At 43.9% G+C, this 25,831-nt stretch carries 25 protein-coding genes; 6 read left to right on the top strand and 19 right to left on the bottom strand.

The features are described 5' to 3' along the window. Nucleotides 1-14 precede the first annotated feature (14 nt). The 4 genes from PBF_RS01725 to PBF_RS01705 form a co-directional block, all read right to left on the bottom strand. Nucleotides 15-1,340, bottom strand: coding sequence for a polysaccharide biosynthesis protein (locus PBF_RS01725; protein WP_035326284.1), 1,326 nt, complete (start codon nucleotides 1,338-1,340; stop codon nucleotides 15-17). Between the two features lie 354 nt (nucleotides 1,341-1,694). After that, nucleotides 1,695-3,062: a YjiH family protein gene (locus tag PBF_RS01715; RefSeq protein WP_035326279.1), complete on the bottom strand. Its 1,368-nt coding sequence runs from the start codon at nucleotides 3,060-3,062 to the stop codon at nucleotides 1,695-1,697. Nucleotides 3,063-3,074: 12 nt separating this feature from the next. After that, nucleotides 3,075-4,394 carry an aspartate aminotransferase family protein gene (locus tag PBF_RS01710; RefSeq protein ID WP_035326276.1) on the bottom strand — a complete coding sequence of 440 codons (1,320 nt, stop codon included), beginning with the start codon at nucleotides 4,392-4,394 and terminating at the stop codon, nucleotides 3,075-3,077. A gap of 85 nt (nucleotides 4,395-4,479) precedes the next feature. Then, nucleotides 4,480-5,856: a sigma-54 interaction domain-containing protein gene (locus PBF_RS01705; RefSeq protein WP_035326273.1), complete on the bottom strand. Its 1,377-nt coding sequence runs from the start codon at nucleotides 5,854-5,856 to the stop codon at nucleotides 4,480-4,482. A gap of 442 nt (nucleotides 5,857-6,298) precedes the next feature. Here PBF_RS01705 and PBF_RS01700 point away from each other — a divergent pair, with 442 nt between their 5' ends. Continuing rightward, nucleotides 6,299-6,979: a TspO/MBR family protein gene (locus PBF_RS01700; RefSeq protein ID WP_051488791.1), complete on the top strand. Its 681-nt coding sequence runs from the start codon at nucleotides 6,299-6,301 to the stop codon at nucleotides 6,977-6,979. A gap of 43 nt (nucleotides 6,980-7,022) precedes the next feature. Here PBF_RS01700 and PBF_RS01695 read toward each other — a convergent pair whose 3' ends face one another. The 6 genes from PBF_RS01695 to PBF_RS01670 form a co-directional block, all read right to left on the bottom strand. Continuing rightward, nucleotides 7,023-7,973, bottom strand: coding sequence for a cation diffusion facilitator family transporter (locus tag PBF_RS01695; protein ID WP_035326268.1), 951 nt, complete (start codon nucleotides 7,971-7,973; stop codon nucleotides 7,023-7,025). 114 nt (nucleotides 7,974-8,087) lie between these two features. Then, nucleotides 8,088-8,720, bottom strand: coding sequence for a response regulator transcription factor (locus tag PBF_RS01690; RefSeq protein WP_035326266.1), 633 nt, complete (start codon nucleotides 8,718-8,720; stop codon nucleotides 8,088-8,090). Nucleotides 8,721-8,763: 43 nt separating this feature from the next. Further along, entirely contained in the window at nucleotides 8,764-9,780 is a 1,017-nt protein-coding gene (locus PBF_RS01685) for a sensor histidine kinase (RefSeq protein ID WP_035326265.1), read from the bottom strand. Further along, complete coding sequence (gene liaF / locus PBF_RS01680) at nucleotides 9,777-10,511, bottom strand: cell wall-active antibiotics response protein LiaF (protein ID WP_035326264.1); 735 nt, start codon at nucleotides 10,509-10,511, stop codon at nucleotides 9,777-9,779. The genes PBF_RS01685 and liaF overlap by 4 nt, the downstream gene beginning before the upstream one ends. A 491-nt stretch (nucleotides 10,512-11,002) precedes the next feature. After that, nucleotides 11,003-11,635 (bottom strand): PspA/IM30 family protein, encoded by a 633-nt coding sequence (locus PBF_RS01675; protein ID WP_035326262.1) that lies wholly within the window; start codon nucleotides 11,633-11,635, stop codon nucleotides 11,003-11,005. Nucleotides 11,636-11,652: 17 nt separating this feature from the next. Further along, a complete protein-coding gene (locus PBF_RS01670; protein WP_035326260.1) occupies nucleotides 11,653-12,000 on the bottom strand; it encodes a hypothetical protein in 348 nt (115 codons plus the stop codon). 248 nt (nucleotides 12,001-12,248) lie between these two features. Between PBF_RS01670 and PBF_RS01665 the strand changes: the two genes are divergently transcribed. Next, nucleotides 12,249-12,758: a membrane protein gene (locus PBF_RS01665; RefSeq protein WP_035326257.1), complete on the top strand. Its 510-nt coding sequence runs from the start codon at nucleotides 12,249-12,251 to the stop codon at nucleotides 12,756-12,758. 175 nt (nucleotides 12,759-12,933) lie between these two features. Then, nucleotides 12,934-13,869: a VanW family protein gene (locus PBF_RS01660; RefSeq protein ID WP_035326255.1), complete on the top strand. Its 936-nt coding sequence runs from the start codon at nucleotides 12,934-12,936 to the stop codon at nucleotides 13,867-13,869. A 383-nt stretch (nucleotides 13,870-14,252) separates the two neighbouring features. Here the strand turns inward: PBF_RS01660 and rraA are convergent, their stop codons facing one another. Then, a complete protein-coding gene (gene rraA / locus PBF_RS01655) occupies nucleotides 14,253-14,732 on the bottom strand; it encodes a ribonuclease E activity regulator RraA (RefSeq protein WP_035326252.1) in 480 nt (159 codons plus the stop codon). 180 nt (nucleotides 14,733-14,912) lie between these two features. Between rraA and PBF_RS26360 the strand changes: the two genes are divergently transcribed. Continuing rightward, complete coding sequence (locus PBF_RS26360) at nucleotides 14,913-15,059, top strand: hypothetical protein (RefSeq protein WP_200869990.1); 147 nt, start codon at nucleotides 14,913-14,915, stop codon at nucleotides 15,057-15,059. Between the two features lie 31 nt (nucleotides 15,060-15,090). Here the strand turns inward: PBF_RS26360 and mutM are convergent, their stop codons facing one another. Further along, nucleotides 15,091-15,900: a bifunctional DNA-formamidopyrimidine glycosylase/DNA-(apurinic or apyrimidinic site) lyase gene (gene mutM, locus PBF_RS01650; protein ID WP_035326244.1), complete on the bottom strand. Its 810-nt coding sequence runs from the start codon at nucleotides 15,898-15,900 to the stop codon at nucleotides 15,091-15,093. Nucleotides 15,901-16,072: 172 nt separating this feature from the next. Here mutM and PBF_RS01645 point away from each other — a divergent pair, with 172 nt between their 5' ends. Then, nucleotides 16,073-16,564, top strand: coding sequence for a hypothetical protein (locus PBF_RS01645; protein WP_051488780.1), 492 nt, complete (start codon nucleotides 16,073-16,075; stop codon nucleotides 16,562-16,564). A 5-nt stretch (nucleotides 16,565-16,569) separates the two neighbouring features. Here PBF_RS01645 and PBF_RS01640 read toward each other — a convergent pair whose 3' ends face one another. From PBF_RS01640 to PBF_RS01620, 5 genes are all read right to left on the bottom strand, one after another. After that, nucleotides 16,570-17,703 (bottom strand): trans-sulfuration enzyme family protein, encoded by a 1,134-nt coding sequence (locus tag PBF_RS01640; RefSeq protein WP_035326241.1) that lies wholly within the window; start codon nucleotides 17,701-17,703, stop codon nucleotides 16,570-16,572. A gap of 124 nt (nucleotides 17,704-17,827) precedes the next feature. Beyond that, on the bottom strand, nucleotides 17,828-19,021 hold the full coding sequence (locus tag PBF_RS01635) for a Ger(x)C family spore germination protein (protein WP_035326234.1): 1,194 nt from the start codon (nucleotides 19,019-19,021) through the stop codon (nucleotides 17,828-17,830). Continuing rightward, a complete protein-coding gene (locus PBF_RS01630; protein ID WP_035326232.1) occupies nucleotides 19,018-20,607 on the bottom strand; it encodes a spore germination protein in 1,590 nt (529 codons plus the stop codon). The genes PBF_RS01635 and PBF_RS01630 overlap by 4 nt, the downstream gene beginning before the upstream one ends. Further along, nucleotides 20,604-21,725, bottom strand: a complete 1,122-nt coding sequence (locus tag PBF_RS01625; protein WP_035326229.1) for a GerAB/ArcD/ProY family transporter — start codon at nucleotides 21,723-21,725, stop codon at nucleotides 20,604-20,606. Before PBF_RS01625 ends, PBF_RS01630 begins: the two co-directional genes overlap by 4 nt. Before the next feature lie 50 nt (nucleotides 21,726-21,775). Beyond that, entirely contained in the window at nucleotides 21,776-22,006 is a 231-nt protein-coding gene (locus tag PBF_RS01620; protein WP_035326221.1) for a hypothetical protein, read from the bottom strand. A gap of 196 nt (nucleotides 22,007-22,202) precedes the next feature. On the opposite strand from PBF_RS01620, the gene PBF_RS01615 reads away from it, so the two are divergent. Then, nucleotides 22,203-23,729, top strand: a complete 1,527-nt coding sequence (locus PBF_RS01615; RefSeq protein ID WP_035326218.1) for an FAD-dependent oxidoreductase — start codon at nucleotides 22,203-22,205, stop codon at nucleotides 23,727-23,729. A gap of 326 nt (nucleotides 23,730-24,055) precedes the next feature. On the opposite strand, the gene PBF_RS26980 is transcribed toward PBF_RS01615, so the two are convergent. After that, nucleotides 24,056-24,190, bottom strand: a complete 135-nt coding sequence (locus tag PBF_RS26980) for a hypothetical protein (RefSeq protein WP_258549819.1) — start codon at nucleotides 24,188-24,190, stop codon at nucleotides 24,056-24,058. 55 nt (nucleotides 24,191-24,245) lie between these two features. Further along, the gene (locus tag PBF_RS01605; protein ID WP_035326212.1) at nucleotides 24,246-25,727 is read right to left on the bottom strand and encodes an amidase family protein; all 1,482 of its coding nucleotides are present in this window, start codon (nucleotides 25,725-25,727) and stop codon (nucleotides 24,246-24,248) included. Nucleotides 25,728-25,831: the final 104 nt, after the last annotated feature.

Genomic DNA, 25,831 nt, shown 5'->3' with positions numbered 1-25,831 from the left:
TGCTTTATTCTTTTTCAGTTAAACTGCTTAGCCGGTGATAGATAGAGTGTCAGGCCAATTTTCTTGCATACTGTTACATAATGCATCATCCCCAGGAGAACAGCTCCCATATTCATGCCCATTATAATTCCGTCCATCTGCAGGCTGTGCATCGAGCCAAGCACAAACATGGCCGAGAAAGAAACAACGGTTGACCAGACGGAATGATAGAACGCATCCTTCATCAGGCCCAGTCCGATTAAATATGCCTGCATCGGGATAATGAAAAAGTGGAGCAGAAAGAATGGCCAAAGCAGCTGTAAATACACGGCTGCATCTGTCGAGTGAAAAAACATCTCGGTCAGCGGCCTTGCAAAAAAATAGAAAAATATAACCGAGGGGATCCCATATAAAAAGGTGACAAAGAACACCTGCTGAAGAAGTCTCCGAAGCTCCCCCAGATTATGATCAGCATACTCTTTGGAGACTGTCGGGATCAGCATAATTAAAAAAGAATGGGCTATAAAGGATGGAAAAAAACCAATTGTCATGGCGACACCGGCGAGCATCCCAAAATGTTCTGTTGCAATTTCGCCCGGCACTCCTGCTTTTAAGAGAGCCGCCTTTATCAAAAACGGCTGAACAGCATGTGTCAGGGCATGAAAGACCCTTAAAGCCGTTGTCGGAACAGACACAGAGATTAGGTTCTGCCTCACACTTTTTCCGCTGATGAAATCAGATGGCTCTTTTTTAATGCGCTGGTACTGGATAATAAACATATTCAGCAAATAGAGAAAAACAACAATCTCACTCCCTACAAACGTACAAAAGGCAATAAAGACCGCTGTATTGACATCAAATTGAAAGGCCTGATAAAGCACCACGAGCAGCAGGAGCTGAACGGATTTGCGCAGAAAATTGGAGGCAGCGATTTTTCCCATTTGATGCTTGCCCATGAAAAAGCCTCTGGCAATCGAGGAAAATGATACGATCGGAATGAAGCCGATCACAACCCATCTCAAGAGAGGGTGGTACTCATTAAAGACACTGATAAACGGAATAATAAACGCTGCAGCCGGCACTAACACGGCCGTAAAGATAATGGTCAGCTTGATGACATGATGAAGCATGCTAAGATGGTACCTCTTATCTTTTTCCGCAATGAATTTAGAAATAGAGATCGGAAGCTCAAAACTGGCCAGCAGCACGATTAGAAATATGGTTGGCAAAATCGACATGTACATGCCGAGTCCCCTCTCCCCCAGTTCCCGGGCGAGCACCATATTCACCACAAACTCTATACATTCACTTGCAAAAGCAGCCAGTGCAAGCAGTATAACTCCTTTAAAGAATTTACTCATTGCGCCTCTCCTTATATAATGCAGATTCTATATAAGATATGAGACATGCTCCGATAATATATTGCCCTTTTGGAACTTTTAAGAAAATTAATAGGCTCTTATTTCAAAGATTGTTGTTTTTTGTTTATGAGATCTTCCCGTTGATTTCCGCTCCAGGCAAGCAGCGAACCCGCGGGGAGGAATGCGAGCCTCCTCGGCTTCGCCTGCGGGGTCTCACACTTCCCTCTCCTCCCGCAGGAGTCAAGTGCCTCCGCTCCAATCAACTCAGCAAATAAAGATATGAAAAACCAACAAACTTTACGAAAACAGAATATAACGAAAAGGAGAGCTGGCAATATGCAGCCCCCCTCTCAGTTAAAATACAAAAACATGTGCAATGAATACAATAACAGGTAAAGTAATAATCGTTCTTTCGATAAAAATAACGAATAAATCCATAAAGCTTAGCGGAATGTTTGAACGCAGGATCAGAATCCCGATTTCAGACATGTATACTAATTGTGTTAATGACAGGCCTGCCACAACGAACCTTGTCAGCTCGCTCTCAATTCCGCTTCCGATAACAGCAGGCAGGAACATATCAGCAAAGCCGACAAGCATGGTCTGTGCTGCTGCTCCTGCTTCCGGCAATTGCATAAACTCCAAAACCGGAATAAGCGGATATGAAATAAACTTAAATGCAGGCGTGTATTCCGCAATGATCAGTGCTGCTGCACCCAGGCTCATCACAAGCGGAATCAGGCCCATCCAAATATCCAGAACAGTTTCAATGCCATTGGTTAACAGCTTTTTGGGACCCGGAGCATTCCTTGCTTTATCAATTGCCTGCTCCCATCCCCATTTCAATTTTGAAACCCCTTCCGGAATGGTTTCATCAATCTGCTGTCCTACTGGTTCATAATAAGTGTCAGGCTTCCGGGATAACGGCGGAATTCTTGGCATAATCAATGCTGCCACGACACATGCAGCAGAAACGGTTAAGTAAAAAGGGATGAATAAATGGCCAAGACCAACCACATTCGCAACGACAAGACTGAAAGCAACAGATGCAATCGAAAAGGTTGTCGCAATGACCGCTGCTTCTCTTTTTGTGTAAAATCCTTCATCATATTGCTTCGTTGTTACCAATACACCGACTGTTCCGGCGCCCATCCAGGACGCAAGGCAATCGATGGAGGACCGTCCGGGAAGTGTGAAAAATGGCCTCATAAATTTCTGGACAAGCGCCCCTATGAACTCCATTAAACCAAACTCCACTAAAAGCGGCAGAAGAATGCCGGCAAACAGGAACCAAGTAAGCAGAACGGGAGCCAGGTCGTAGAGAACCACTCCGCCTGTATTCCGTGACCAGATAAATTCAGGCCCGACCTCAAACAAAGTCATGATCCCAACTGCGAATCCAAGGATTCTCATGGTTAATCCAAAATTGCCGGTATCAAATAATCCTTTTAAAAACTTATTATCCAGTATAAATGCCGGCTTAGCTGCTTTAGCCAGGATGGAAAGAAAAACCGATATTCCTAAAATAAAAATGATAATGGCAGGCATCTGCTCACTGAACACTTTGCCTAAAAGCGATGCTAAAATACCGACACCAATCGTGACGTCACCCTGAAATTTAACTGGAACCAGGAATAGGAGCGACCCAATTAAAGATGGAATAATAAATTTCCAATACTCTCCTGTGACTGCTTGCGGCTTAACCCTTGTCTCAGCTTTCATGCTCTAACCTCCTTATGATTTGGAAACAACTGCAACATGTTCCATAAGTGCTTCTTCCAATACTTTCAGACCCTGGTCAATTTGCTCCTGTGTCACGACAAGCGGCGGAATCATCCGAATCACTTCCCCTGAATTTCCGCAGAGATAGAAAAGGACGCCTTTATTAAGTGAAGAGTTCAGGATATCCATTACCGCGTTTCCATCCGGCTTTCCGGTTTGCGGATCGATTATTTCAATGCCGATCATCAGCCCCAGACCTCGGACACTGCCAATTGCAGGATGTTTGGCTTTCAAAGCCTGTAATTTCTGTAATGCATATTCTCCCATTTGCTTTGCGTTTTCCAGAAGATTCTCCGTTCTTAATACTTCAAGAGAAGCCAGGGCAGCTGAACAGGCAATCGGATTTCCGCCGAAGGTTGTTCCGTGGGCACCCAGCGGCCATTTTTCCATCAGTTCCTTTGAAGCCGCCGTTGCGCTTAACGGCAGTCCTGCCGCGATTCCTTTTGCAATTGCCATGATATCCGGCACCACATCAAAAGCCTGAGCGGCAAACCATTCCCCAGTACGCCCAAAGCCGGTTTGCACTTCATCAAATATCAGCAGAATTCCATGCCGGTCACAGATTTCCCTGATCTTCTGCAGCCATGTCTTCGGAGGAATGATATAGCCGCCTTCCCCAAGAACCGGTTCAATGATCATGCAGGCAACCTCTTCAGGGTCTACCTGATGCTTGAAGAGTGTTTCAGCATCCTTTTCCAGTTTTCCTGGGAAGTACTCCTCAGGATCTTCACCAAATGGACAGTCCCGCTCATCCGCATATGGAAGCTGATACGTCAGCCAGGACGGCTGCTGAAACTTGCGGTATTTGCTCTTGGATGTGGATACACTCAGCGCCCCCATCGACCTTCCATGGAAACAGCCTGTGAAGGAAATAACATAGGGCCTCCGCGTGACATACTTTGCAAGCTTAATAGCTCCTTCGATTGCCTCAGTCCCGCTGTTCGCAAAGAAAAAGCAATCCAGATTTCCCGGCGTAATTTTCCCAAGCTCATCTGCGAGCCGCAAAATCGATTCATAGATGATTACGCCTGACGGGCCGTGCACCAGATGGTCTGCACTGTCTTTAATGGCCTGTACAACCTTCGGGTGGCGATGTCCGACATTTTCCACTGCGATGCCTGATGTAAAATCCAAATACTCTTTTCCGTCGACACCGTAGTAATAACAGCCTTCCGCCTTGACTACCGGCAAATTCGGATGATCCTTTGCCATGCTTGGCGCCAATAAGTTTGAAATGTTTCCGACAAGATGACTCCAATTTTCTCCGTTCATACTTTTCCCTCCTGAATCCTGCATAGATGTAATGGTTATGTTTTCTCTGCTATTCTTTAATGCAATATTCATGCCAAAGTATGTATTAACAATCATATTTTTTTAATTTTCTTACTACTGAAGGCTGACTGATCCCCAGGGCACCCGCTATTTCAGTAGTGGTCCGGTAACGTTTCCTTGCATTGATTAATACTTTTTTCTCTACATCTTCCAATATAGCGGGAAGAGTTTGTCCCTCATAATCTATAAAACCCTCTTTTTTTCCTTGCATATGGTATTCATAAGGCAGGTCGTCTTTCGTGATCATCAGGCTGGTGCTTGTCACGATAAGCCGCTCCATCAGGTTTTCAAGCTCTCTTACGTTTCCCTTCCACTCAAGCTGCAGCAGGTGATCGACCAGGGATTTGTCCGGGCGCCTTTCCCGATTATGCCGCTTGGAGATAGAGTGGAGGAAATAATGAATGAGAGCAAATAAATCCTCTTTCCTCTCCCTGAGCGGCGGAATCTTTAAGGGCACCACATTCAGCCGGAAAAATAAGTCCTGTCTGAAGTCCCTGGATTCCACTGCTTTTTCGAGATCCTTATTCGTAGCTGCCAGAAGCCGAAAGTCTGCATGAACAGGCTTTGTTCCTCCCACTCTATAAAACTGCTTGTCTTGTATGAATTTCAGCAGCTTTGCCTGCAGATGGGCTGAGAGTTCGCCAATTTCATCAAGAAATAGTGTGCCTCCTTTTGCCATTTCAGCAAACCCCATTTTGCCTTTATTCTTTGCACCTGTAAAAGCACCGCCTTCATACCCGAAAAACTCAGCTTCAAAGATGGATTCCGGAATAGCACTGCAGTTCACTTCAATGAACGGCCCGTCTTTTCGCGTACTGTTTTGATGAATCCATTTGGCGAGAGCTGATTTGCCGACACCTGATTCACCCAGGAGCAGGACTGTGACATCTACATCCCGGATTCTTCTGATGGTTTCAGCTATATTTCTCATCGCCAGGCTGTCAGCTATCATGCCATCCATTTTGATGCTCTTATTGCGCAGGAGATCCAGCTCGCTTTTCACCCTGGCCATTTCCTCCTCAACACTGTTCAGATATTCTTTTATAACAAGAAGCTCTGAAACATCGTAGGAATAGCTGACAATATGATCAATTTTCCCAGTTTCATTGAATACTGGAATACCGGTAACCAGGATCTTTTTGCCTGAACCGGCTTTTTGCACCAGAATGACTTTCTTCTTTTTCTTTAATACTTCTGGAGTGATCGCAGGCTTGAAAACCCCTTTCCTTTCCAGATCATATACAGATTCGCCAAGGAGAGATTCCGGTTCAACCCCGTAATGGCTGCCGCTGCCTTTACTGACTTTTATAATTATGCCGTCTGCATTGGTGACCATAATGTCTTCTTCCATTGAAGAAATGACTTCTCTGTCATTATTCCAGTCCATGAAAAAGCTGTTCATCCAGTTCCTCCCGCAGATTATTCATTATTGAATAATCATATTTCTAAAGAATATTGTGTTTTAGGAGATTCGCCCTTAGATTATTCAAATTTAAATAATTATTCAGATTTGTATAAGACTATACATCATTTTAGTGAAAATGAAAAGATACAAAGGGAATAAATTAATAAAAATTCGTATTTTGGTATAAAAATTAGTACTCCCTCATATAAATTGTTGTTTAACCTATCAATATTTTCCGTTGATTTCCGCTCCAGGCTTCTCGGGTCCGCTATAATCAATGTAAATAAGATACAAAAAGCAACAAACCTTGCGAAAATGCCAAAAATAAAATAAAAAACTTTTAAAGATTATAGGTGCATTAATAGTGGAATATATACTCTTATTAGGGGAAGGAGAGGTATTTTTGATTCTATTGTTTGAAATAGCGGCCTATTTGGTCATGATTGCAGTAAATGCACTGGCAAACATTCTGCCTTTGAATGGGCAGACAACAGGTGAGATATCCAATAAGCTGGAGGTTCTGTTCACGCCGGCAGGGTATGTATTCAGCATTTGGGGATTTATCTATTTGCTGCTGGGGGTCTGGCTGGCAAGGCAAATTCCAAAGAGGCGCAGGAGCCTGCCCATTTATAGGCAAACCAGTATTTTATTTATTGTGAGCTGTATATTAAACAGTCTATGGATTTTTGCCTGGCACTACGAGTATTTTCTTTTATCCGTAATTATTATGATTGCACTTCTTTTTATTCTCATTTTTTTATACAAAAGTGCCTCGGAATTTGATCCTGAGTTTCTGGATATTGCCCCATTTTCTGTTTACTTAGGATGGATTTCTGTAGCGGTGATTGCAAATATCAGCTTTTATCTTACCTATATTGGCTGGGATGGATGGGGTCTTAAAGACAGTGTGTGGACATACATTATGCTCGCAGCGGCCACCACCCTGGCCCTTGTGTTCCGGATTAAGAATAATGACTGGGTTTATCCGCTTGTGTTTGTTTGGGCATTTATCGGCATAGGCGTCAGAAATATGGAAAATGATCCAAATGTGGCTTTTGCCGCTTACTTCGCTGCCTTTTTTACAGCCGCAGGGATTCTGCTGACCAGGAAAAAAAGGTAAGACATCAAGAAAGGAAGACTCATTGCGAGGCTTCCTTTTCTCTTCATTTCCATGTCTGGATTTGGTCTGTCTCAAGTATTCCGAGCGTTACGTCACTAATATCAGGATCATCAAGCAGCTGATTCCTTACACCGATTTTTATATCATCCGCATCCGCAAGGGTCAGTCCTTCAACCAGCTCAATGTATCCTTCCACATGATATCTTCTTCCCTCCTGGATCAGTCGCAGCTGTTTAATATCCACGACCTGGGGATCACCAAGAATAGTTTCGGCAATACGGTCTTCAATATCTTTCGGGGCGGCCACTCCAATCAGGCCAAGCGTATTTTCAAATCCGATTTTCACAGCGATGCCCACCAGAAGCAGCCCAATTAAAATCGTGCCCACTCCGTCCAGAAAGTAAAGCCCTGTAAAATGAGCGATTAGAATCGAAACAAGGGCAAGCAGCGCACCAAATGTCGCGATAATATCTTCATAAAAAACCAGGCGTGTTGGTGGAGAGGCAAGCCTGACATTTTTAAAGGCAACCGGCACAATGCCAAATCCTTTGGCAGGATTCCTCGTTTCATGGCCGATTTCCTTCATGGCTTTTAATAAAATAAATCCATCGACAGCGACGGCAAGTATCATTACTCCCACATTGAGCCAGAGGTCGGTTGATTCCTTTGGATGCTGAATCAATTCCCAGCCTTTATGTATCGTTTCATAGGCCATAATGGAAATGACGATAACAGCAATTAATACAAACAGGTTGATCACCCGGCCAAATCCTGTTGGGAATCTTTTGGTTGGCGCCTTTTCTGCAAGCGCGCTGCCAAAGAACACAAACCCCTGATTCAGTGCATCTGCAAGAGAATGAAGGGTCGTGGCAAGCATGGCCCCGCTCCCGCTTGCAAAAGCTGCCAGCCCTTTAGCAATCGCGAGTGCCGTATTTCCGATTGCTGCCATTCCCGATGATTTGTTTCCTTTTTTCAATAAAGCAATCACAGACATTACATCACCGCCAAATATTTTTGTTTGGTTTTATTGTTACCCTCATCAGCAGATTCTGAATCATTTTTGGCAAAAATAAAAAGAGCTAATATCATGATTAGCTCTCCAAAGACATTATTTTACCAGCGAGTGCTTAAAGGCATATATGACCGCCTGAGTCCTATCCTGCACCTGCAGTTTGCTTAGTATATTGCTCACATGTGTTTTGACTGTTTTTAAGGCAATGAAAAGCTCGTCGGCGATTTCCTGGTTCGTTTTACCTTCTGTCATTAAAAGGAGGATTTCCATCTCGCGGCTTGTCAGCTCTTCATGGGGCAGCAGCTGATTTTTCTGCCTCATTTTCACCATCATTTTGCCTGTTACTTCCGGTTCAAGCACTGACTGTCCATGATAGGTCGAGCGGACTGCCTCAGCAATTTCACTGGCTTTGGAGGTTTTCAGCATATAGCTTGTCGCCCCTGCTTCCAAAGCCGGGTACACTTTTTCATCATCCAGGAAGCTTGTCACAATGATGATCTTAGCTTCCGGCCATTGTTCGATGATTCTTCTGGTCGCCTCGATTCCGTCCATTTCCTTCATGACGAGATCCATCAGAATGATATCCGGCCGCAATTCAAGTGCCATATCAATCGCTGTTTTTCCGTTATCCGCTTCTCCTATAACCTCAATATCCGGCTGTGCCGTCAAATAGGAAGACACTCCAATCCGAACCATTTCATGATCATCCACAAAAAGTACTTTAATCATTGGCCTCATCCTCAAAATTTAGTCTTGCCTAAGCAGACATTATTTACATAATCGGAACCTTTACTTCAAGGCGGGTTCCTTTATTTTTCAAACTGATGATTTTCATGCTGCCGCCAACTTCTGCTGCCCGCTCATACATATTCTGCAGACCATAGGAGCCAGCCTTTGTTTCCTCTACATCAAACCCGACTCCATCATCAGCCACCCGGAGTATCGCATAATCATCTCTTTGAATCAGGAGCACTTCAAGATTTTGCGATTTGGAATGGCGGAGTGTGTTGGACACAGCCTCCTGAAGGATGCGGAATAAATGGTCTTCCACCCCTTTATCAAGCGGAAAACTCTCAACCTTCCATTCAATCTCCATGGAAACTTTCTGAAGCAATTCGACTAAAAGCTCTTCGATTCCTTCCTGCAGGCTTTTGCCTTTAAGTGCAGCAGGACGAAGGTGTAAGAGCAGGGCACGCATTTCGAGCTGTGACTGATGGATCATTTCCTCCACCATTTTCAGCTGCTTTGCCTGCCTGTCTTCCGGATCCTGCTGGGTTTCCGTAATGGCGGACATCATCATGGACGCTGCAAACAGCTGCTGGCTGACAGAGTCGTGAAGCTCACGGGCAAGCCTGTTCCGCTCCTGGGATACGATTTCCTGCATCCTGCTCTCGATATCTTCCGCTTTTTCATTTGCCAGTTTTTGAGAGATCTTTGCCTGTTCAGCCATATTCTTCTGAATCTTCTCGGCCCTGACTGCTATAGACTGCAATTCTTTACCCGTTTCCCGCACATCCAATTGCCTGCCTTCTTCGACCTGGTGGAGCATAGTGTCTACTGCAAAAAACCGCCGGCGCCAGTAAATGCCTGACAGTAATCCAAAGATCAGGCCTATAGCCAGGCTTATGCTCGGCACAAATAAGATAAATGGAATATCAAGTATTTCCGTTTCCCAAAGATCCTGCCAGCCGGGAATGGGAAATATCGTAAAAAAAGAGGCTGTCAGGACAGCAAGAATGAGGAGGGACATCCCCGCTCCCCATACAATTTGCCGCTGAATGATATTCATACGCGCTTCACCTCGATATCCCCGACTGCAAAAGAAGTGAAAATTTTAACGCGCTGTCCTGATTGCTCATAGCCAGGTGTCTGGAGGTGCAGATGCTGATTAAACATCTTTGATTCCTCGTATTCGAATATCCTTGCCTTTCCGGCTATAGCTGAATGACTAACAGTAACCTCCACGTCATAGGGAACAAGCACCTGCACATTTCCGATGAAGTTCCGGATGAAAATGACGGTTTCTCCCTTTGGAATAACTGTATAGCTTAAGTCGATGACCGTATCACCTATGCCGGTCTGGATATTGATATCATTCCATTCATACACCTGCTCAGGCGTTTTTTGCTGGCCGACAAATATATTGGAAAAAAGAGGATTCTTTTTTATGACTGTTTCTTTCTGGAGATTTACTGCCGGTTCCTTCAATTCTGGCTGAATTCGTTTAGGTTCTTTTTTGGACTGCCAAAACTGAATCAGCAGGTGTACCAGAATCGCCAGCAGGAAAAATTTCAGCGTCATCATACTTAAAATATTGATGAGCAGAAAAATTAATCCAAGCCAGAAAAGCCATTTACCGGAGCTCTTAGGCATCCACTTCCTTCCAATATATACCATTCCAATTGGCACAAGAAGAGAGAACACCACTCCGCTGTTAAAAAAGGCTATTTCCACAAAGAGAAAGACAATGCCCAATATGATAATCCAGCTCATATAATCGCTTTTGTTGTTCGTATTCAAGAGGCATCCTCCTTTTGTGTAATATGGAATGATAAGAAAAGCGGAAGCGCCTTCGGAACAAGCCAAAAACGCTTGTTCCTGCGAAGAACATCCAAGGACGCTTTCCCTTGGTGCTCACCCCGACAAGCACAAGACGAGCCTCACGGAAAGGCGTTCTTCGCCTTTTTGGGAGGATTGCCCGAAATGTGGAGGCGACTGCCCAGGGACAACAGGCATAAGACGGTTCCTGTAAGAAGGTGTTTTTCCTTCTGAAAGGAAACGGCTTATGACCACGAGTTCCTAGGAGCCGCAACTAAACAAGCTTGTGACCTCGAGGGGGTAGGCGCTGGAGCTAGACAGTTTAGACATTAAAAGGCGCAGTATTTCCACGCCTTTTTAGAATACCATTTTTTGTTCATTAAGTAGAAAGAGTTTTTTATCTTTTTTGGGAAAAAGATCATACAGACAGGAATTCATTTTTGTTTCAGTCTCTTTTTAGTTTGCGTGTAACATTACAATACTGGCTTCTTCTCCATCTCTTTTTCCAGCTGCGCTATGCGTGCATCGATTGTGCTGCGGTGATATGAGCTTTTCACCTGATGATCAAGACGGTCAAGATAGGATTCGATTTCCTGGAATTTTGTAAAGGATTTGTCATTGTTTTGATCGAGCACCTTATCCATTCGATGGTTGGCGCGTGTGATGTTTTCGCGGCCCATCAGTTCCATGCGGCGGATATGCATATCCTTCAGTTTATGCTTCATTTCCTCGTATTTTCTTTCAAGATCACCCATTTGATTTACTGCCTGGTTCAATAGATCCTTTAAACGGCCGGCACGCTCTTCATACTGCATTTGCTCCTGTGAAGCGAACTGATAGAGTTCCTCTTCACCTGCCTGTGAGGCAACCTCTGCCTGGCGCTTGCGTTTGTCTGCAAGGTTTTTTGCCTGCTCATATTCCCGGGTGAATTCTTCCTTCAATGTATATTGACGTTCCAACAGCTTGCGCACCTTCTCAGTTTCCCGCTCACAATCACGAAGGTATTGGTTTAAAAGGGCAATTGGATTCTTTTTCTCCTTTTTATCCAATGCTTCATGAAGGTCTGCCATTACTGTATCTTTGATCCTTGTTAATAAGTTTGCCATATCAATCTCTCCTCTTTTTAGTTTCTGTTTAATTCTGCCCACTGTTTTTCAAAGCTGGCAAAAGGGTCATTATCTTCTTCCATTACATTTGATCCTGAATCATTCCACTTTTTATAAACCAGGTAAAGAACGTATGCAGCTGCAAGCCCCAGGATTGCCGGAAAGTTGGAAGCTGTGGCCATCAAAGCAATAAACCCGATGATGCCAAAACCGATTTTCGCCATGGTGCTTTCCGCTTTTAAAAATTGTTTAAACACAAAGTACAAAATTGCCGCACTTACTGCCATACCCACGATCGGGCCAAGATTTGAGATCAGCACCATCGCAGCAATTCCACCTGCTATCAATAATCCAAGTTTTTTCATTTTTTGTTTCCTCCTTTCTTGATTTCATCTTACCTGTTTTATGAAAAAGCTATAACGAGCCTCAGCTTTATTTTCAAATAAGACCTGAGACGTAGCAGTTGGTCGGCCCCTTTCAAGTAAGCTGGGAAATCTGGAAAAAGAATGTACGTTAGTACAGCAGATTTGGGGGTACACATGGGGTATGCAATCAAATAATGATGTCTGCACCGCGCAGTTTTTTATACATCTAGTGAAGTGGAGGTATTTCCATGTTTGGGTATGATGATTTTTTGAAGTTCATGCAAGCCTTTTTTGTGGTATTTCCAATAGTGACACTCATTCATTTATTGGGTCATATATTCTTTGCAGCCATTTTTGGCGGGAAAGGGATCCGGGTTGTCATTGGCACTGGTAAAGTACTATTTTCATGGAGATTTATAGAGGTTAGACGATTTTATTTCTGGTATGGAGGGTGTGAGTATACTTCTTTAACATACAGCAATAAACTGACCAAATCTCTTATCTTTTTAGGAGGGTCCATTTTAAACATTGCCAGTATTTTTCTTGTCAATTACTTGATCCGAATCGGCATTCTGGATGCTAATATGCTGTGGTATCAATTTGTCTATTTTTCCTTTTATTACGTCTTTTTCGCCCTGCTGCCAATGGATATGGCAGATGGCACGCTTAGTGACGGGAAGGCCATGTACAAGCTCTGGTTTAATAGGAATGAAGATGATTCCTCAGCAGACTGCCAGCTGGTCGATGAGAAAAAATAGTGTGCATACAAAAGGAAGCTCCGATCACCGGGAGCTTCTTTTTTGTATAAATTCCTTTTGGTAATGGCTTATTGCCGTCAGCCAATGCTGATTGAAACTATCTGATCAAAGAGCTCCTTCGGCACATGAAAGAATTCCTTCCTGCCAATACTAATGGCGGAGGTGAAAGTATGAAATGTATTTCTCATGGATATTAGGGATTATGTTAATAGCACAAACACAGACTGCCGGAGTTCCAGAAGATTTATCCATCGAAAATAACGGCAAATCCATTTCAAATGTCAGCAGAATAGATTATCAAATTCCGTTTCCCGGTCTTCCGCTGGTCGACAGCGAACGATTCATCCAGCTTCTGGAAAATTTGGATCGTCAGACGTATATTCCGCCTATGAACGCTTATGTAGGCGATAGCGGGCGGATCGTTGCTGAGAAACCCGGGAGAATACTTCACCGTAAAGCATTCACAGATATTTTTTATTCATATTTTTATAATAAGGGGCCGGCCAGAATTGAGATTCCGATGCTCTCCGTTTATCCAAGAGTCGACAGGGACCTTATATCCCATATCCGGGTTAAAATGATCGGCCAGTATGTTACATACTTTAATCCGAATAATACTTCACGCTCTCATAATATTCAGCTTGCAGCCGAAGCCCTTGATAATACTGTTGTTTTTCCGGATGAAGTGTTTTCTTTTAACCGTGCTGTCGGTAAAAGAACGGCTGGGAAAGGCTATATGCGCGCTCCGGTTATCGTAAGAGGGGAATTGTCGGAAGATATCGGGGGCGGGATCTGTCAGGTATCCTCCACTTTGTTCAATGCAGTTGACCGGGCGGGCGTCAAGGTACTCGAGCGTTATTCCCACAGCAAAAAGGTTCCATATGTTCCGCCCGGCCGGGATGCAACCGTAAGCTGGTATGGCCCTGATTTCACCTTTAAGAACCATTACAGCTCTCCCCTGCTTATACGGGCAAAAGCAATACACGGCCAGATTGTGGTCAGAGTATATTCATCTGATGAAATAGACTATGAGCCCCGCCAGGTTCCGAAGGCTTCAACAATGCTGCCGGAAGAAATCAGCATTGAAAAGGAAGCGGTGAAAGAGGATTGAAAGCCTTCATTTCATTCGGGCCAATTTACTGCAGTCTATAAAAAAAGACCAAGGAGCATTATTACCAGCCCAAAGATCGCAGAGACCCGTTTCACGCTCCTGTTCTGCCGTGGCTTCAGGAATAAACTGATCAAAAAACCAACCGGCAGAACAATGCCATTAAAGCTAAAAGTAAATGTTCCTAATAAATAATAACCAATCTCTTCTTCAGCAACAAGTGTTCTTCTTCCTCATTCCTGCTGCGGAACAAAAGATAAATGCCGGCTGCCCATAAAAGCAAAAAGATTACAATCATGTTATGCACCCCCTTTAGATACGGTATTCTATGTTAAGCAGGCAAGTGCAAAGATAGAAAACACCCGCTCATAAGCGGGTGTTCAACTTTAAATAAGCGGTTCTGAAGAGACAATCACGCCATCTTCATCTGCATATACATATTCACCCGGCTTCCAGTCAATCCCGCCAAACGTGACAGGGATGCTGCTGTCCCCTTTTCCTTCTTTCCGGCTTTTTAAAGGGTTGCTGCCAAGTGCCAGGATGCCTATATCGAGACTTCCAAGCTCCACTGTATCCCGAACGCATCCATAAATAATCACACCGGCAAGCTTTCTTGATTGAGCAATCTCACCAAGCCGGTCACCCATTAGTGCGCACCTTTTTGAACCGCCGCCATCCACCACCAGTACACTTCCCTCCGGAATCGACTCCAGCGCCTCTTTGACCAGCACGTTATCTTCAAACACTCTAACCGTAGAAATGGGACCGGAAAACTTGCATTTTTTTCCATAGAATTTAAACTCCTGCTGGCAAATACGCAGCTCCTGGCTGTGATCATCACATAAATCTGCCGTCTTGAAATCCAAAAGAGATCTCCTCCTTTAGCGCTTTTGGCTGTAAACCTCTTTATGCCATCTTTCAATACTTCGAGATGCAGCAGCCTGTTCCCTTCCTTTTTTTCATATTTGAAAGGGAAAGATTGCTGATTTCAGGCATATAACTCTTAGTAAGGAAACTCTGCGCTAATAGAAAAGGGAGGTTAAAGGATGGCTTTAATGTGGGCTATTACAATCGGTTTTATTGTTTCATTGGGGCTTGTCGGATTTATGCTTGTCCATTTTCTAAAGGGTGCAATGGATTCCCGCGATTCCACGACTGTTGACAGGATTCAGAGTGATTCGAAAGAGAAGTGAAAAGGGGCTGCCGGAATTGGCAGCCTCTTTTCTAGCTTTGACAATTTGCACAATAGAACGTTTTCCGTGAGGATATTTCTTCTTTGACTATAGGGCTGCTGCAGCGGAGGCATGGTTCTCCTTCTCTGTCATAGACCCTGCACTGCTCATTATAACCCCCGGTTTTGGCATCTCCTTTAAATAAGGGCTCTTCCATATAGCCCCCAAACTGAATGGCCCGGGTTAATACACCCTTCATGGACTGATACAGGATTTTTATTTCATCCTCATCCAATTCATCTGCTTTTTTCATAGGCAGCAGTCCGGCCTCAAAACAGATTTCATCACTGTAACAGTTGCCGATTCCGGAGAGAAACTTCTGATTGACAAATGTCGTCTTCAGCATTCCTCTTCGGCTTCCGATCAGTTCGCGGAAGGCCGGAAACCCTAATGTGTGATCCAGAGGCTCCGGTCCCAGATGGGAAAGCTCCTTATCCACCTCTGCGTCTGTCAGCAAATGCAGATAGCCAAGTCTTAGTCCAATAAAATAAAGCTTTTTATCACCAAAAGAAATAATAACCTGTTTAGTTCGGTCAGGATTGTCCGCTTCGCTGCCGATATACATCCAGCCCCCGAGCATAAGGTGCAGCAGCAGATTTTTACCGGAGCTCAACTTAAAAATAAGGTGCTTGGCCCTTCTTTGGATTTCCGTTATTTGCACATTAATCAGCTGACTTTTGAATTGGGCAGGCTGCACATTTATTGATTTTTCACGGTTCACCTCTACATCAGTAATGACTTTACGGACCAGTTTCTCCGTTAACAGCCTTCTGCAGGTTTCCATTTCCGGAAGCTCAGGCATGGTATCAGCTCCTTCCTAAAATACTGTTACCTTAGTATTTAATGGAAGGATTCACTTCATTCCTAAAAACTGCACAATCAATTTTATTCGTTTGTTCAACGTTTCGTAACAATAGTTTCCAATATTTTGATGTTGGAAATGGTACGATGATGATATAGGGAGGTTTTTCCATATGCAAAAGAACCGTTCCAGCAATCAGGCTTTAATGTTTTTTATCATTTATATTGCGTTATTAGGAAGTTTAATTTTTGCGGCTGTCTTATTAAAACCCACTTTTCAACAGGAACAGCCTTCAGAAATTACTTCTGCTTTCTCCAAAGAACTCCAGATTCAAAAGCACAATCAGAAAAAGAAAGAAGCTGAGAACGAAGGAAAATGGCAGCCATCCAATACTTTTGTGATCACAGCCATCTCCATCGGCTCATGTCTTGATATCATCGTTGTACTTCTCTGGGCCCGGCATGAAAATAAAAAGAAGCAGCGGGGACATTTCTCCAATCCGAATAGATTGACCAATAAGAAGTGGTTCTGGTACCTGGTTTCAATGGGCATTGTTTTGCCCAAGAATGGCAAGTTGACATTCAGTCTGAAAAACTTCATCTTAACTGTTATTTTTTTGGTTTTATTGAAGTTTTGGCTGTTTGACCAGCTCGAGAACATCTAAGATCCTCACAGACTCCGATTAACAGCCTCATTCAGCTGTGCAATAATATCATCCGCATGTTCAATGCCAATGGATATCCTTACCACCTGCTTAGTAATGCCGAGCTCCCGGCACACTTCAGGTGGCAGTGCCCGGTGCGATGTTGTCAGCGGATGAGATACGGACGTTTCCACGCCTGCAAGTGTCGGCACAATTTTTATCCATCCAAGCTCTTTGAAAAATTCATTCACATCTGCACTCTCAGACAATTGAATCGTGACGATGGCGCCGAACCCCTCTTCACCGTGCTGAAAAGGATAATAGACCTTTTTTACTTCCTCATTTTGTTCTAATGCGCTTGCCACTTTTCTGGCATTGGCTGACTGCTGCTTCATTCTGAGAGCCAGCGTTTTCGCTCCCCTGCAGGTCAGCCAGGCTTCAAACGGACTTAGATTTGCCCCGAGGTTAACAATTTTCCCTCGCGCTTTTCCAACCAGCTCTTCATCTCCAGCGAGAACACCTGCAGTGATATCACTGTGTCCGCCTATATATTTGGTTGCACTGTGGACGACTAGATCAATGCCCTTCAAATAGGGCTGGCAATGATAAGGAGTGGCAAATGTATTATCAATCAGCGTAACGAGATGATGCTTCTTCGCCAGGCGGACGACTGCTTCAAGGTCTTCCACTCGCAATAAAGGATTTGTGATGCTTTCTGAGTATAGAAGTTTTGTATTTTCCTTAATGGCCCCCTCCACCTGGTGAGGATCAGAAAATGGCACAAAGGTAACTTCTATACCGAGCTGTGTCAGCTCTTCCTTAATTAAATGGAAGCTGCCTCCGTACAGGTCATCGGCAGCCACAATATGGTCGCCGCTTTTGACCACAGCAAGCACTCCCGAGAGGATGGCAGATAAACCGGATGAGGCAGCTGTCCCGGCCGGTGCTCCTTCAAGGCCGGCAATTAATTCACCAAGCTCATCTGTATTCGGATTTCCTACCCGGGAATAAAGATAATTGCCGTTCCCCTGATAAAATCCCTCCAGCTCATCAAGATCGCTGAAAGCGAAAGCAGAGGTTTGAAAGATGGGTGTGACTTTACTTTTAATTTTGCGATTGCTGTTATTTTTTCTATGCAGAACAGAAGTTTCGAAATTCATTTGCCCTTTCCCCTTTAAAAGAAATAAGTCTGGAGAAATGCCCAGACCTTTTTAATTAAAATTAGCTGAATTTATAAAAAATTATATCAATACAGCTTTTATGCGTCAATGAATGAAAGGATCTCTACTTGACTTCCTTTAGAAAGCTTTTAGTCCTGATGCCCGTCCGCCGAATGATTAATGTTGTGTCTACTTGTATATCCGCATCAGCAAATTTTTCGTCCCAATTATTCCGGACTTTTTTGAAGTTCTGATAATCCTGTCTCAGCACAACTTCACCAAAACCAAAAATATCGGTGCCATATTCCTTCTGTACCTTTTCAATCGTTTTTGTAACCATATCATTAATCTGCTTTTGGGCAATTTCTCCATTTTCTTCGTATGTCTTCGCTTTATCAAACTGATCGTTGCAATGAGTCCCGTCAATATATGCTTCTGCTCTGATCATTATTTTAATTCTTGCTTTTCCATTTTCGAGTTTCCCTTTAATCTTTGTTCTTGTATCATATACTCGCAATCCCATATACTTATTTTCACTGCATTCGGCCGTAATGGAGGTTTTTACGATTTTATTCTGAATCCATAAGTAATTTCTTGAATCCTCCAGGGTCAGAAACCCTTCCAGCTTATCACCTTTGAAAATAGCCAGTGAGTCCAGGACAACAAGCGCGTCAGGGGTGACCTTCATCATATTTTCCGAACTGGCTCCAGCCTCCGGATCACCCTTGATCCTGACAGCAGCCATTACAGGCTGACGGCCAGGAGCGGTCCAGGCTGTAATGACATCATTCATCCTCACTCCCGGGTCACCTCCCCAATCCTTCATCATCGTGTCCAGCTGAGTGTGTAATTTTAAAGAAGTGGATTTCTGGAATTGATACGTCACTTTTAGAACATCAGAGCCCTTGGCTTCTCTTGCAATCAATATATTAAAATCATCACGTATTTCCCGGTTTCTTTCCAGAAAATCAATAAAGTCTATAATCCCCTCTTTCGCAAGCTCCTCACCAATAATCAGTGTACGCATGTGAGAATAGATCAGGTGTCTGGACATCCCTTCATTCACTCTATAGGTCAGCTCTGCCAGAGAATTTCCCTCTGCAGAGTAAACAATTGATGGAGCAAAGCCGCTGGCGGTGCGGTTATTCAATTCAGTTGCATTAATGCCTTCTACAGTCAGAATATACTTATCGTTTTCTCCCTTATCCACAGCCATTCCTGTGACAACAGTTATTTCACCCAGTTCTCTCTGATCCCAGCATCCGGCCAGCAGTATTGCCGCTAACAGAATGGCGGACATCACACCACATTTTTTCAATTGGACTGATCTCCTTTCATGGGAGGTGGAGAAGGCGAGCCTGTCTTTGGAAACTTTTCAGGATTCTGCGTTTTTAAATAAGCCGGCCTTTTCCTCATGCTCCAGATCGGGAATCGGAAAAAGACATCTTTCTGCTGCTCAATGAGAAATGGAGCAACTGGTGATAGATATGGAACACCAAAGGATCTGAGAGAGCTTAAATGTGCGACAATAAAAACAAGAACAATCAGGACTCCATACAGGCCCAGGAAAGCCGAAACGATAATCAGCAGGAATCTTAGCAGCCTTGCTGCAGCAGCAAAACTATAAGTGGGTGATACAAAATTGGCTATGGCTGGGATGGCGACAATTATGACCATGATATTTGATATAATCCCTGCTTCAGCTGCAGCCTGTCCGATGACGAGAGCGCCTACAATTGATACTGTCTGCCCGACAGCCCTTGGCATCCGGACACCTGCTTCCCGCAGAATCTCAAAGGTAACCTCCATCAATAGCACTTCAATGACTGCCGGAAACGGCACTCCTTCCCGCTGTGCAATGATCCCGAGAAGCAGGGGCGTGGGCAGCAGCTCATGATGAAAGGTTAAAATCCCCACATATAAGGAGGGCGTAATCAAGGCAATCATAAAGGATAAATATCGGATTATTCTTAAGAAGCTTCCCATCATGAAATTTTGATAATAATCTTCTGCGATGGAAAAGAAATCAACCAGAACAGCCGGAACTACCAGCACAAAAGGAGTCCCGTCAACAAGGATGGCAATTTTCCCTTCAAGCAAGTTGGATGCCACCGCATCAGGCCTTTCTGTATTCAGCGCCAGCGGAAAGGGTGTAGCGGATTTGTCTGCAATCAGCTCTTCAATATTTCCGGATTCAAAGATGGCGTTCACCTTTATCTGACCAAGCCTTTTGCGTACCTCTCCAACGATCTTTTCATTTGCCGTGCCTTCCATATACCCGATGTATACAAAAGTGTTTGTCTCAGAACCAATGATGAATTTTTCAAAACGGAGGTTCCTGTTTTTTATTCTTCTTCTCAGCAGGCTTACATTTGTATTTATTGACTCCACGAACCCATCCTTAGGACCCCGGATGACCGTCTGAGTACTTGGCTCTGTAATGGACCGGTCTTCGCCGATAGCCATGGAAAGGGAAAGCGCCTTTTCCATATCTTTAAATAAAATGATGATGTTTCCATAAAGCAGAGAGGTGATAATCTCATCGAATGACCCAATCAGCTGATAGCCCGCTCCTCCGAATTTTCCCTTGCATAAAGACTTTAAATCATCCTCTGTTGTTAATTTAAAACCATCCTCTTTCCCGCTGATGGATTGCAGGATCGTTTCCTTTAGCAATTTTGTATCAATCATGGTTGTAAGATAGATAAGCAGTGCATCTTTGCCTTCCGTTTTCAGCTCATCCATGCTTAAATCAACCGTGCTCCCGAATTCTGCTTTAACTTTTTCTTTCAGCTGTTCCAGATTCATGCTTTTAAGATCCGGACCTGCGACTGCAGCTTCTTCAATTTGAACAGGGTATTCCTTTTTTTTGCGCATTTTTAAGAGTGATTTAATAATACTCAAAACTTCATCCCCTTCGTGCCGGGTTTAGCCTTTTTCTTTCGCTTCTTCCATAAAACTGCGATTAATAAAAGTGAAGGCAGCCCGAACTGCATCGGCAAATGCAGGAAGTATGGGACCATCTCAAGTCCCTCCTGCCAATGGTCACCGAAATTTACTGATATCAATACAGAATAAGCAGAAACAATCATCGCAACCGGCAGGGAAAAATACCGGTACGGAAGTCTGAATGTGTATTCCAGGCCCTTCAATCCTGCAAACATAAACACCGACCCCTTGACCAAAATCCCCAGCATCATAATAAAAACAACGAGTGCATCAATTCTTTCAATGAAATTGCCGATAGAGACCTCACGGGCTGAACTGAGCATGGGAAAATTGGAACGCAGCAAAGCATCTGCTCCAAGTGTCACAATCATCAGAAACATCGCAAATAATAAAAGCGCACCTGCAATTGCCACTCCCAGCAATGACACACGCAGGCAATATTTAAAGTTGGTTACAACCGGGAGAATGAGTGTAAATGCAATAAGCTCGCCAAAAGGAAACACGATCAAAGTTGGAAAAAGCGCATTCAAAACTGGCTTAAGCCCATCCCCAAGCACAGGCTTAATCTCATGTAAGTTGGCATTGCCGCTTGCAAATAATAGGATGGTTAGAAGAAATAAAAATCCGAATAAATAAGGAGTAAAAATTTCCGAAGTTCTGCCAAGGACTTCAAGTCCGAGATATAAAATATAAGCCATGAGGAGACAGATGGTCAGCGAGATGATTTCAATTGGCGTCGATGGCAGAATGGCCGAAGCAATCAATTCGCCAAAATCCCTGACCACCCGGCTGGCAAGGTACAGAAAATATACTGAATATATATTAGAAAAAATAATGGCAAGCGGTCTTTTAAAACCAATTTCCATGAGCTCATACAAATTTTTCCCGGGCACCCTGCTGATCAGGAAGTAGTAGAATAGCATGATCCCAAACCCAAACATTATGGAAGCTGCAATGGCAATCCAGGCATCCTTCTTGGCATCCCCGCCTACTCCGACAACAATGGCACTTCCTAAAAGGAAATTGATCAACAATGTCAGCAGCTGGCTGAGAGAGATATTCTCTTTTAACATTCCATCACCAATCCCTTTTAAGATGTGTACGTTCAATTAAGCAAGCGTTTCTATGATGGGTGCTTCTTTTTCCTGGCTTTCAAAAGGCGGAAATCAACAGCGGCACTCGAGGCCAATCCAATCAAAACAGTAAAAATAATAATCATTCTTCCAGTGGCAATCTCTGAAAACAGCAGATTCCTCAAAGATTCAAAAAACGTATAATCAAATATTTTCATATCAAATATAGTGCTCAATATAGCCAAGAGCAGAAAAATGGTCAGATAGCTAAATGTAATCATGACTGTACCCCGTTAACATTGGATATTGTATATCTTTTCTCGGTCTGCACATTTTATCCAGAATAAAAGAAAAAACCGTTTACCATTTCCACCGGATTAATTAACAATTATTTGGGTATGGTTAGAGAAGGAGAAATTGTATATAAATAGGGTTTACAGGAAAAATTATGTACGAATATACCGTAGGAGGACAGATATGACGACATCCAACCACAAAACACCCCAATATCCGGAGCCATATTGGAGGGAAGAGGAACTTCCTGCCTTTGACAAACTCAGAGAAGATGCTCATGCGGACATTGCGATTGTCGGCGGAGGCATTACCGGGATTACAGCAGGGTACCTTCTTGCCAAGGAAGGCTTTAAAGTGGCAATTCTTGAAGCCGGCAATATCCTGAACGGCACCACTGGCCATACAACAGCCAAAGTGACGGCACAGCATGGCTTAATATATGATGAATTGATCAGCCACTTTGGTTTGGAAAAAGCCAAGCTCTATTATCAGGCTTCGGCTGATGCACTGAATCTCGTCCGGAACACAGTAACTGAAAAACAAATTGAATGCGACTTCAGTAATGAAGAAGCAATCATCTATGCTGTATCGGAAAATTATGAACAAAAAGTCGATAAAGAGCGGCAAGCCTATGAAAAACTCGGAATCCCACACGGAATGAAGGAGAGCATCCCGTTTAACATCAACACGAAAACCGTACTTTCCATGTATGACCAGGCCCAGTTTCATCCGGTGAAATACCTGAAAAAGCTCCTTAAAGACTTTGTGGATATGGGCGGAATTGTTTATGAAAATACAACAGCCGCAGATATTGAAGAAGGCAGTCTTCCTGATGTTGTAACAAGAGATGGCCATCGCCTGAAATGCAAATATGTTATTGCGGCTTCCCACTTCCCTTTTGCCGATATGAAAGGGTTTTATTTTTCCAGATTATCTCCGGAGAGATCTTATGTACTTGGCGTAAAAATTAAAGAGGACTTCCCTGGAGGCATGTATTACAGTGCCGATTCACCGACCCGCTCGCTGAGGTACACACCCTATAATGGAGACAAACTCATTTTAGTGAGCGGCGACAGCCACAAGACAGGCCATGGGCCGGATACGATGAAGCACTACGACGCCCTGGAAGTCTTTGCGGAAGAGGTGCTTGGTATAACCGATTATCCTTATCGATGGTCTGCCCAGGATTTATACACACTTGATAAGGTCCCTTATATCGGCCCGATCACGTCCAAACAGAAGAATATCTTTGTCGCAACAGGCTACCGGAAATGGGGTATGACAAACGGGACAGCAGCTGCCATGCTGATAAAGGATCAGATTATGGAAAGAGCCAATCCTTATGCCGAACTGTTTACGCCATCGAGATTCCAGGCTGACCCAAGCATCAAAAAATTTATCGCAGCCAATACAGATGTTGCCGGACAGCTGATCAAAGGCAAGCTTGAATTCGTGCCAAAAGAAACAGGAGATCTATCACATGATGAGGGCGGCGTCGTGATGATCAAAGGCAAACGGACAGGAGCATACAGGGATCCTGAAGGCAGCCTTCACCTTGTTGACACAACCTGCACCCACATGGGATGTGAATGCGAATGGAACCATGGTGACCGCACATGGGACTGCCCATGCCACGGCTCCCGCTTTTCCTATGATGGAACCGTTGTGGAAGGTCCTGCTGCCAAACCGCTGAAAAAGGTTGAAGAATAATAATATTTTTTAGACAGTCTCCCATGGGAAACTGTCTTTTTTGTGGAATTTGGGGTAATTGATCGGATTCCCATCCATTTATGTGCGGATAAACCTATTTTCTGTGCAGATAGCTGAATTTTATGTGCATATAAGATTTTTTCTGTGCGGATAGCTCATTTTATGTGCGGTTAGACATTTGGGCTGTAAATACGGCTGCCATATAGATGTTGAACTGCAGGAGCCCGCTTTTACTTTCTGATAACTGGATATTACTTGCAGATAGCTCGTTTTTTTTTCGGATAGCTGCAGCAAAAAAATCCCCCTTTAAAAAGGAGGATTTTTCATCAGTCCTGCACGTTGTTTTCTTTCTTTTCTTTGCTGCCGGTTGTGAATTCAACAAGCTCTTCGCTTGTGCGCTGCGGTCTGTGTTTATTGTTATTGCGCTGTGCATTGCCATTTCCAAGTTTGGTTCTGCCCATATCATCTGCTCCTTTTTTGTTTTATCAGGAGTAGTATGAGTCAATTATGGAGCAGTTATTCTGATGCCAATACTCCAAGTTCAGGTGCTTTTCTATACCTCGTAGCCTGTTCAAAGGCATAAGCAAGTTTAATCAGGAGCGGCTCACTGTAGGCAAGTCCTGTAAATGTGATGCCCACCGGCTCTCCTTCGGGGGTATACCCGGCCGGTACTGTGATGGATGGATATCCCGCTTTTGCAGGGATGCCTGCTCCATAATTATTAGGGAACACGATGGCATCCAGATTATGCTCTTGCATAACGCAGTCAATGCCTTGCTCCCCTGAAAAATAGATATCCTTCTCAAGTGCTGATATATAGGCCATTTCCGTTAAATCTCCGCTTGTTTCCTCCGCTTCAATCAGAATGGATTGACCGTATTTTAAGCACTTTCCGCTGTTTTTTTCATTAAAATCAATGACATCGGACAGGGTGCGAATATGAAGATGCGGTGCGACAGTCCGCAGATAGGCATTCACATCCGCTTTAAATTCATAAGTCAGGACGTCGTAGCTCCAATCAGTTTTTGTGGAAGGAATCACTATTTCGTCTATCACCTCTGCCCCCAGTTCATTTAACCGGGCTACAGCTTGATTCATAACGGCGAGCTTCTCTGAACTTAGGTAGTCAAAATAAGTCTCTCTGGCAATGCCGATTCGTGCGCCATACAGTCCATTTTCATCAAGGAAAGCGGTAAAATCCGTCCCCTGCAGATTCTGATTTGTCAGAGTAACCGGATCATTTTCATCAGAGACTGCCAGCACGTTCAATAATAATGCTGCATCCTTTACCGTTCTTGCCATAGGCCCGGCAGTGTCCTGGCTATGGGCAATTGGAATAATCCCGGTTCGGCTGACAAGTCCGACTGTCGGCTTTATTCCAACGAGAGAATTCTGGCTGGCTGGACTTAGTATGGAGCCTGATGTCTCCGTTCCAATGGCTGCGGCTGCAAAATTAGCGGCAATAGCGGCACCGGATCCGGCACTTGAGCCTCCTACATCAAACTTCCCAGGCCCATAAGGATTTAAGGTCTGTCCGCCCCGTGAGCTGTATCCGCTCGGCATCCCTTCTGTCATAAAATTGGCCCATTCTGTCATATTCGTTTTTCCTAGAATAACAGCTCCCGCTCGTCTTAATTGAGATGCCACAAATGAATCACTTTGTGCACAGTGACCCTTTAAAGCAAGCGACCCGGCAGTTGTCTGCATTTTGTCTCCTGTATCAATATTATCCTTTAACAATATGGGAATGCCGTGAAGAGGGCTGCGCGGCCCTTTCTCTTCTCTTTCCGCATCAAGAGCAGCTGCAATATGCAGGGCATCCGGATTGAGCTCTAAAACAGAATGAATGTTTTGATCCAGCTGTCCAATTCGGTTCATATACATCAATACAAGTTCTTTGGAGGTAATTTCCCCATTCCGCATTTTTTCCTGCAATTCATCTATCGTGGCTTCAAGCAAATAGCCATCTTGAAAACTCTTTAGTCTTGGATTCTCCATCATTGATTTCCCCTTATTCTTTAGTGAAATAAAGCTCCACTTACTAATTCGCTGAGGAAAGGAGAAATTCCTTTTTAAAAAAGTGCCGGACACCAACTCATTTA

The organism is Cytobacillus firmus DS1 (assembly GCF_000565285.1).
In the GTDB taxonomy this organism is placed as follows: Bacteria; Bacillota; Bacilli; order Bacillales; family Cytobacillaceae; genus Cytobacillus; species Cytobacillus firmus_A.
The sequence above is the reverse complement of the archived record's forward strand: the minus strand, read 5'-3'. Positions and strand labels throughout refer to the sequence as shown.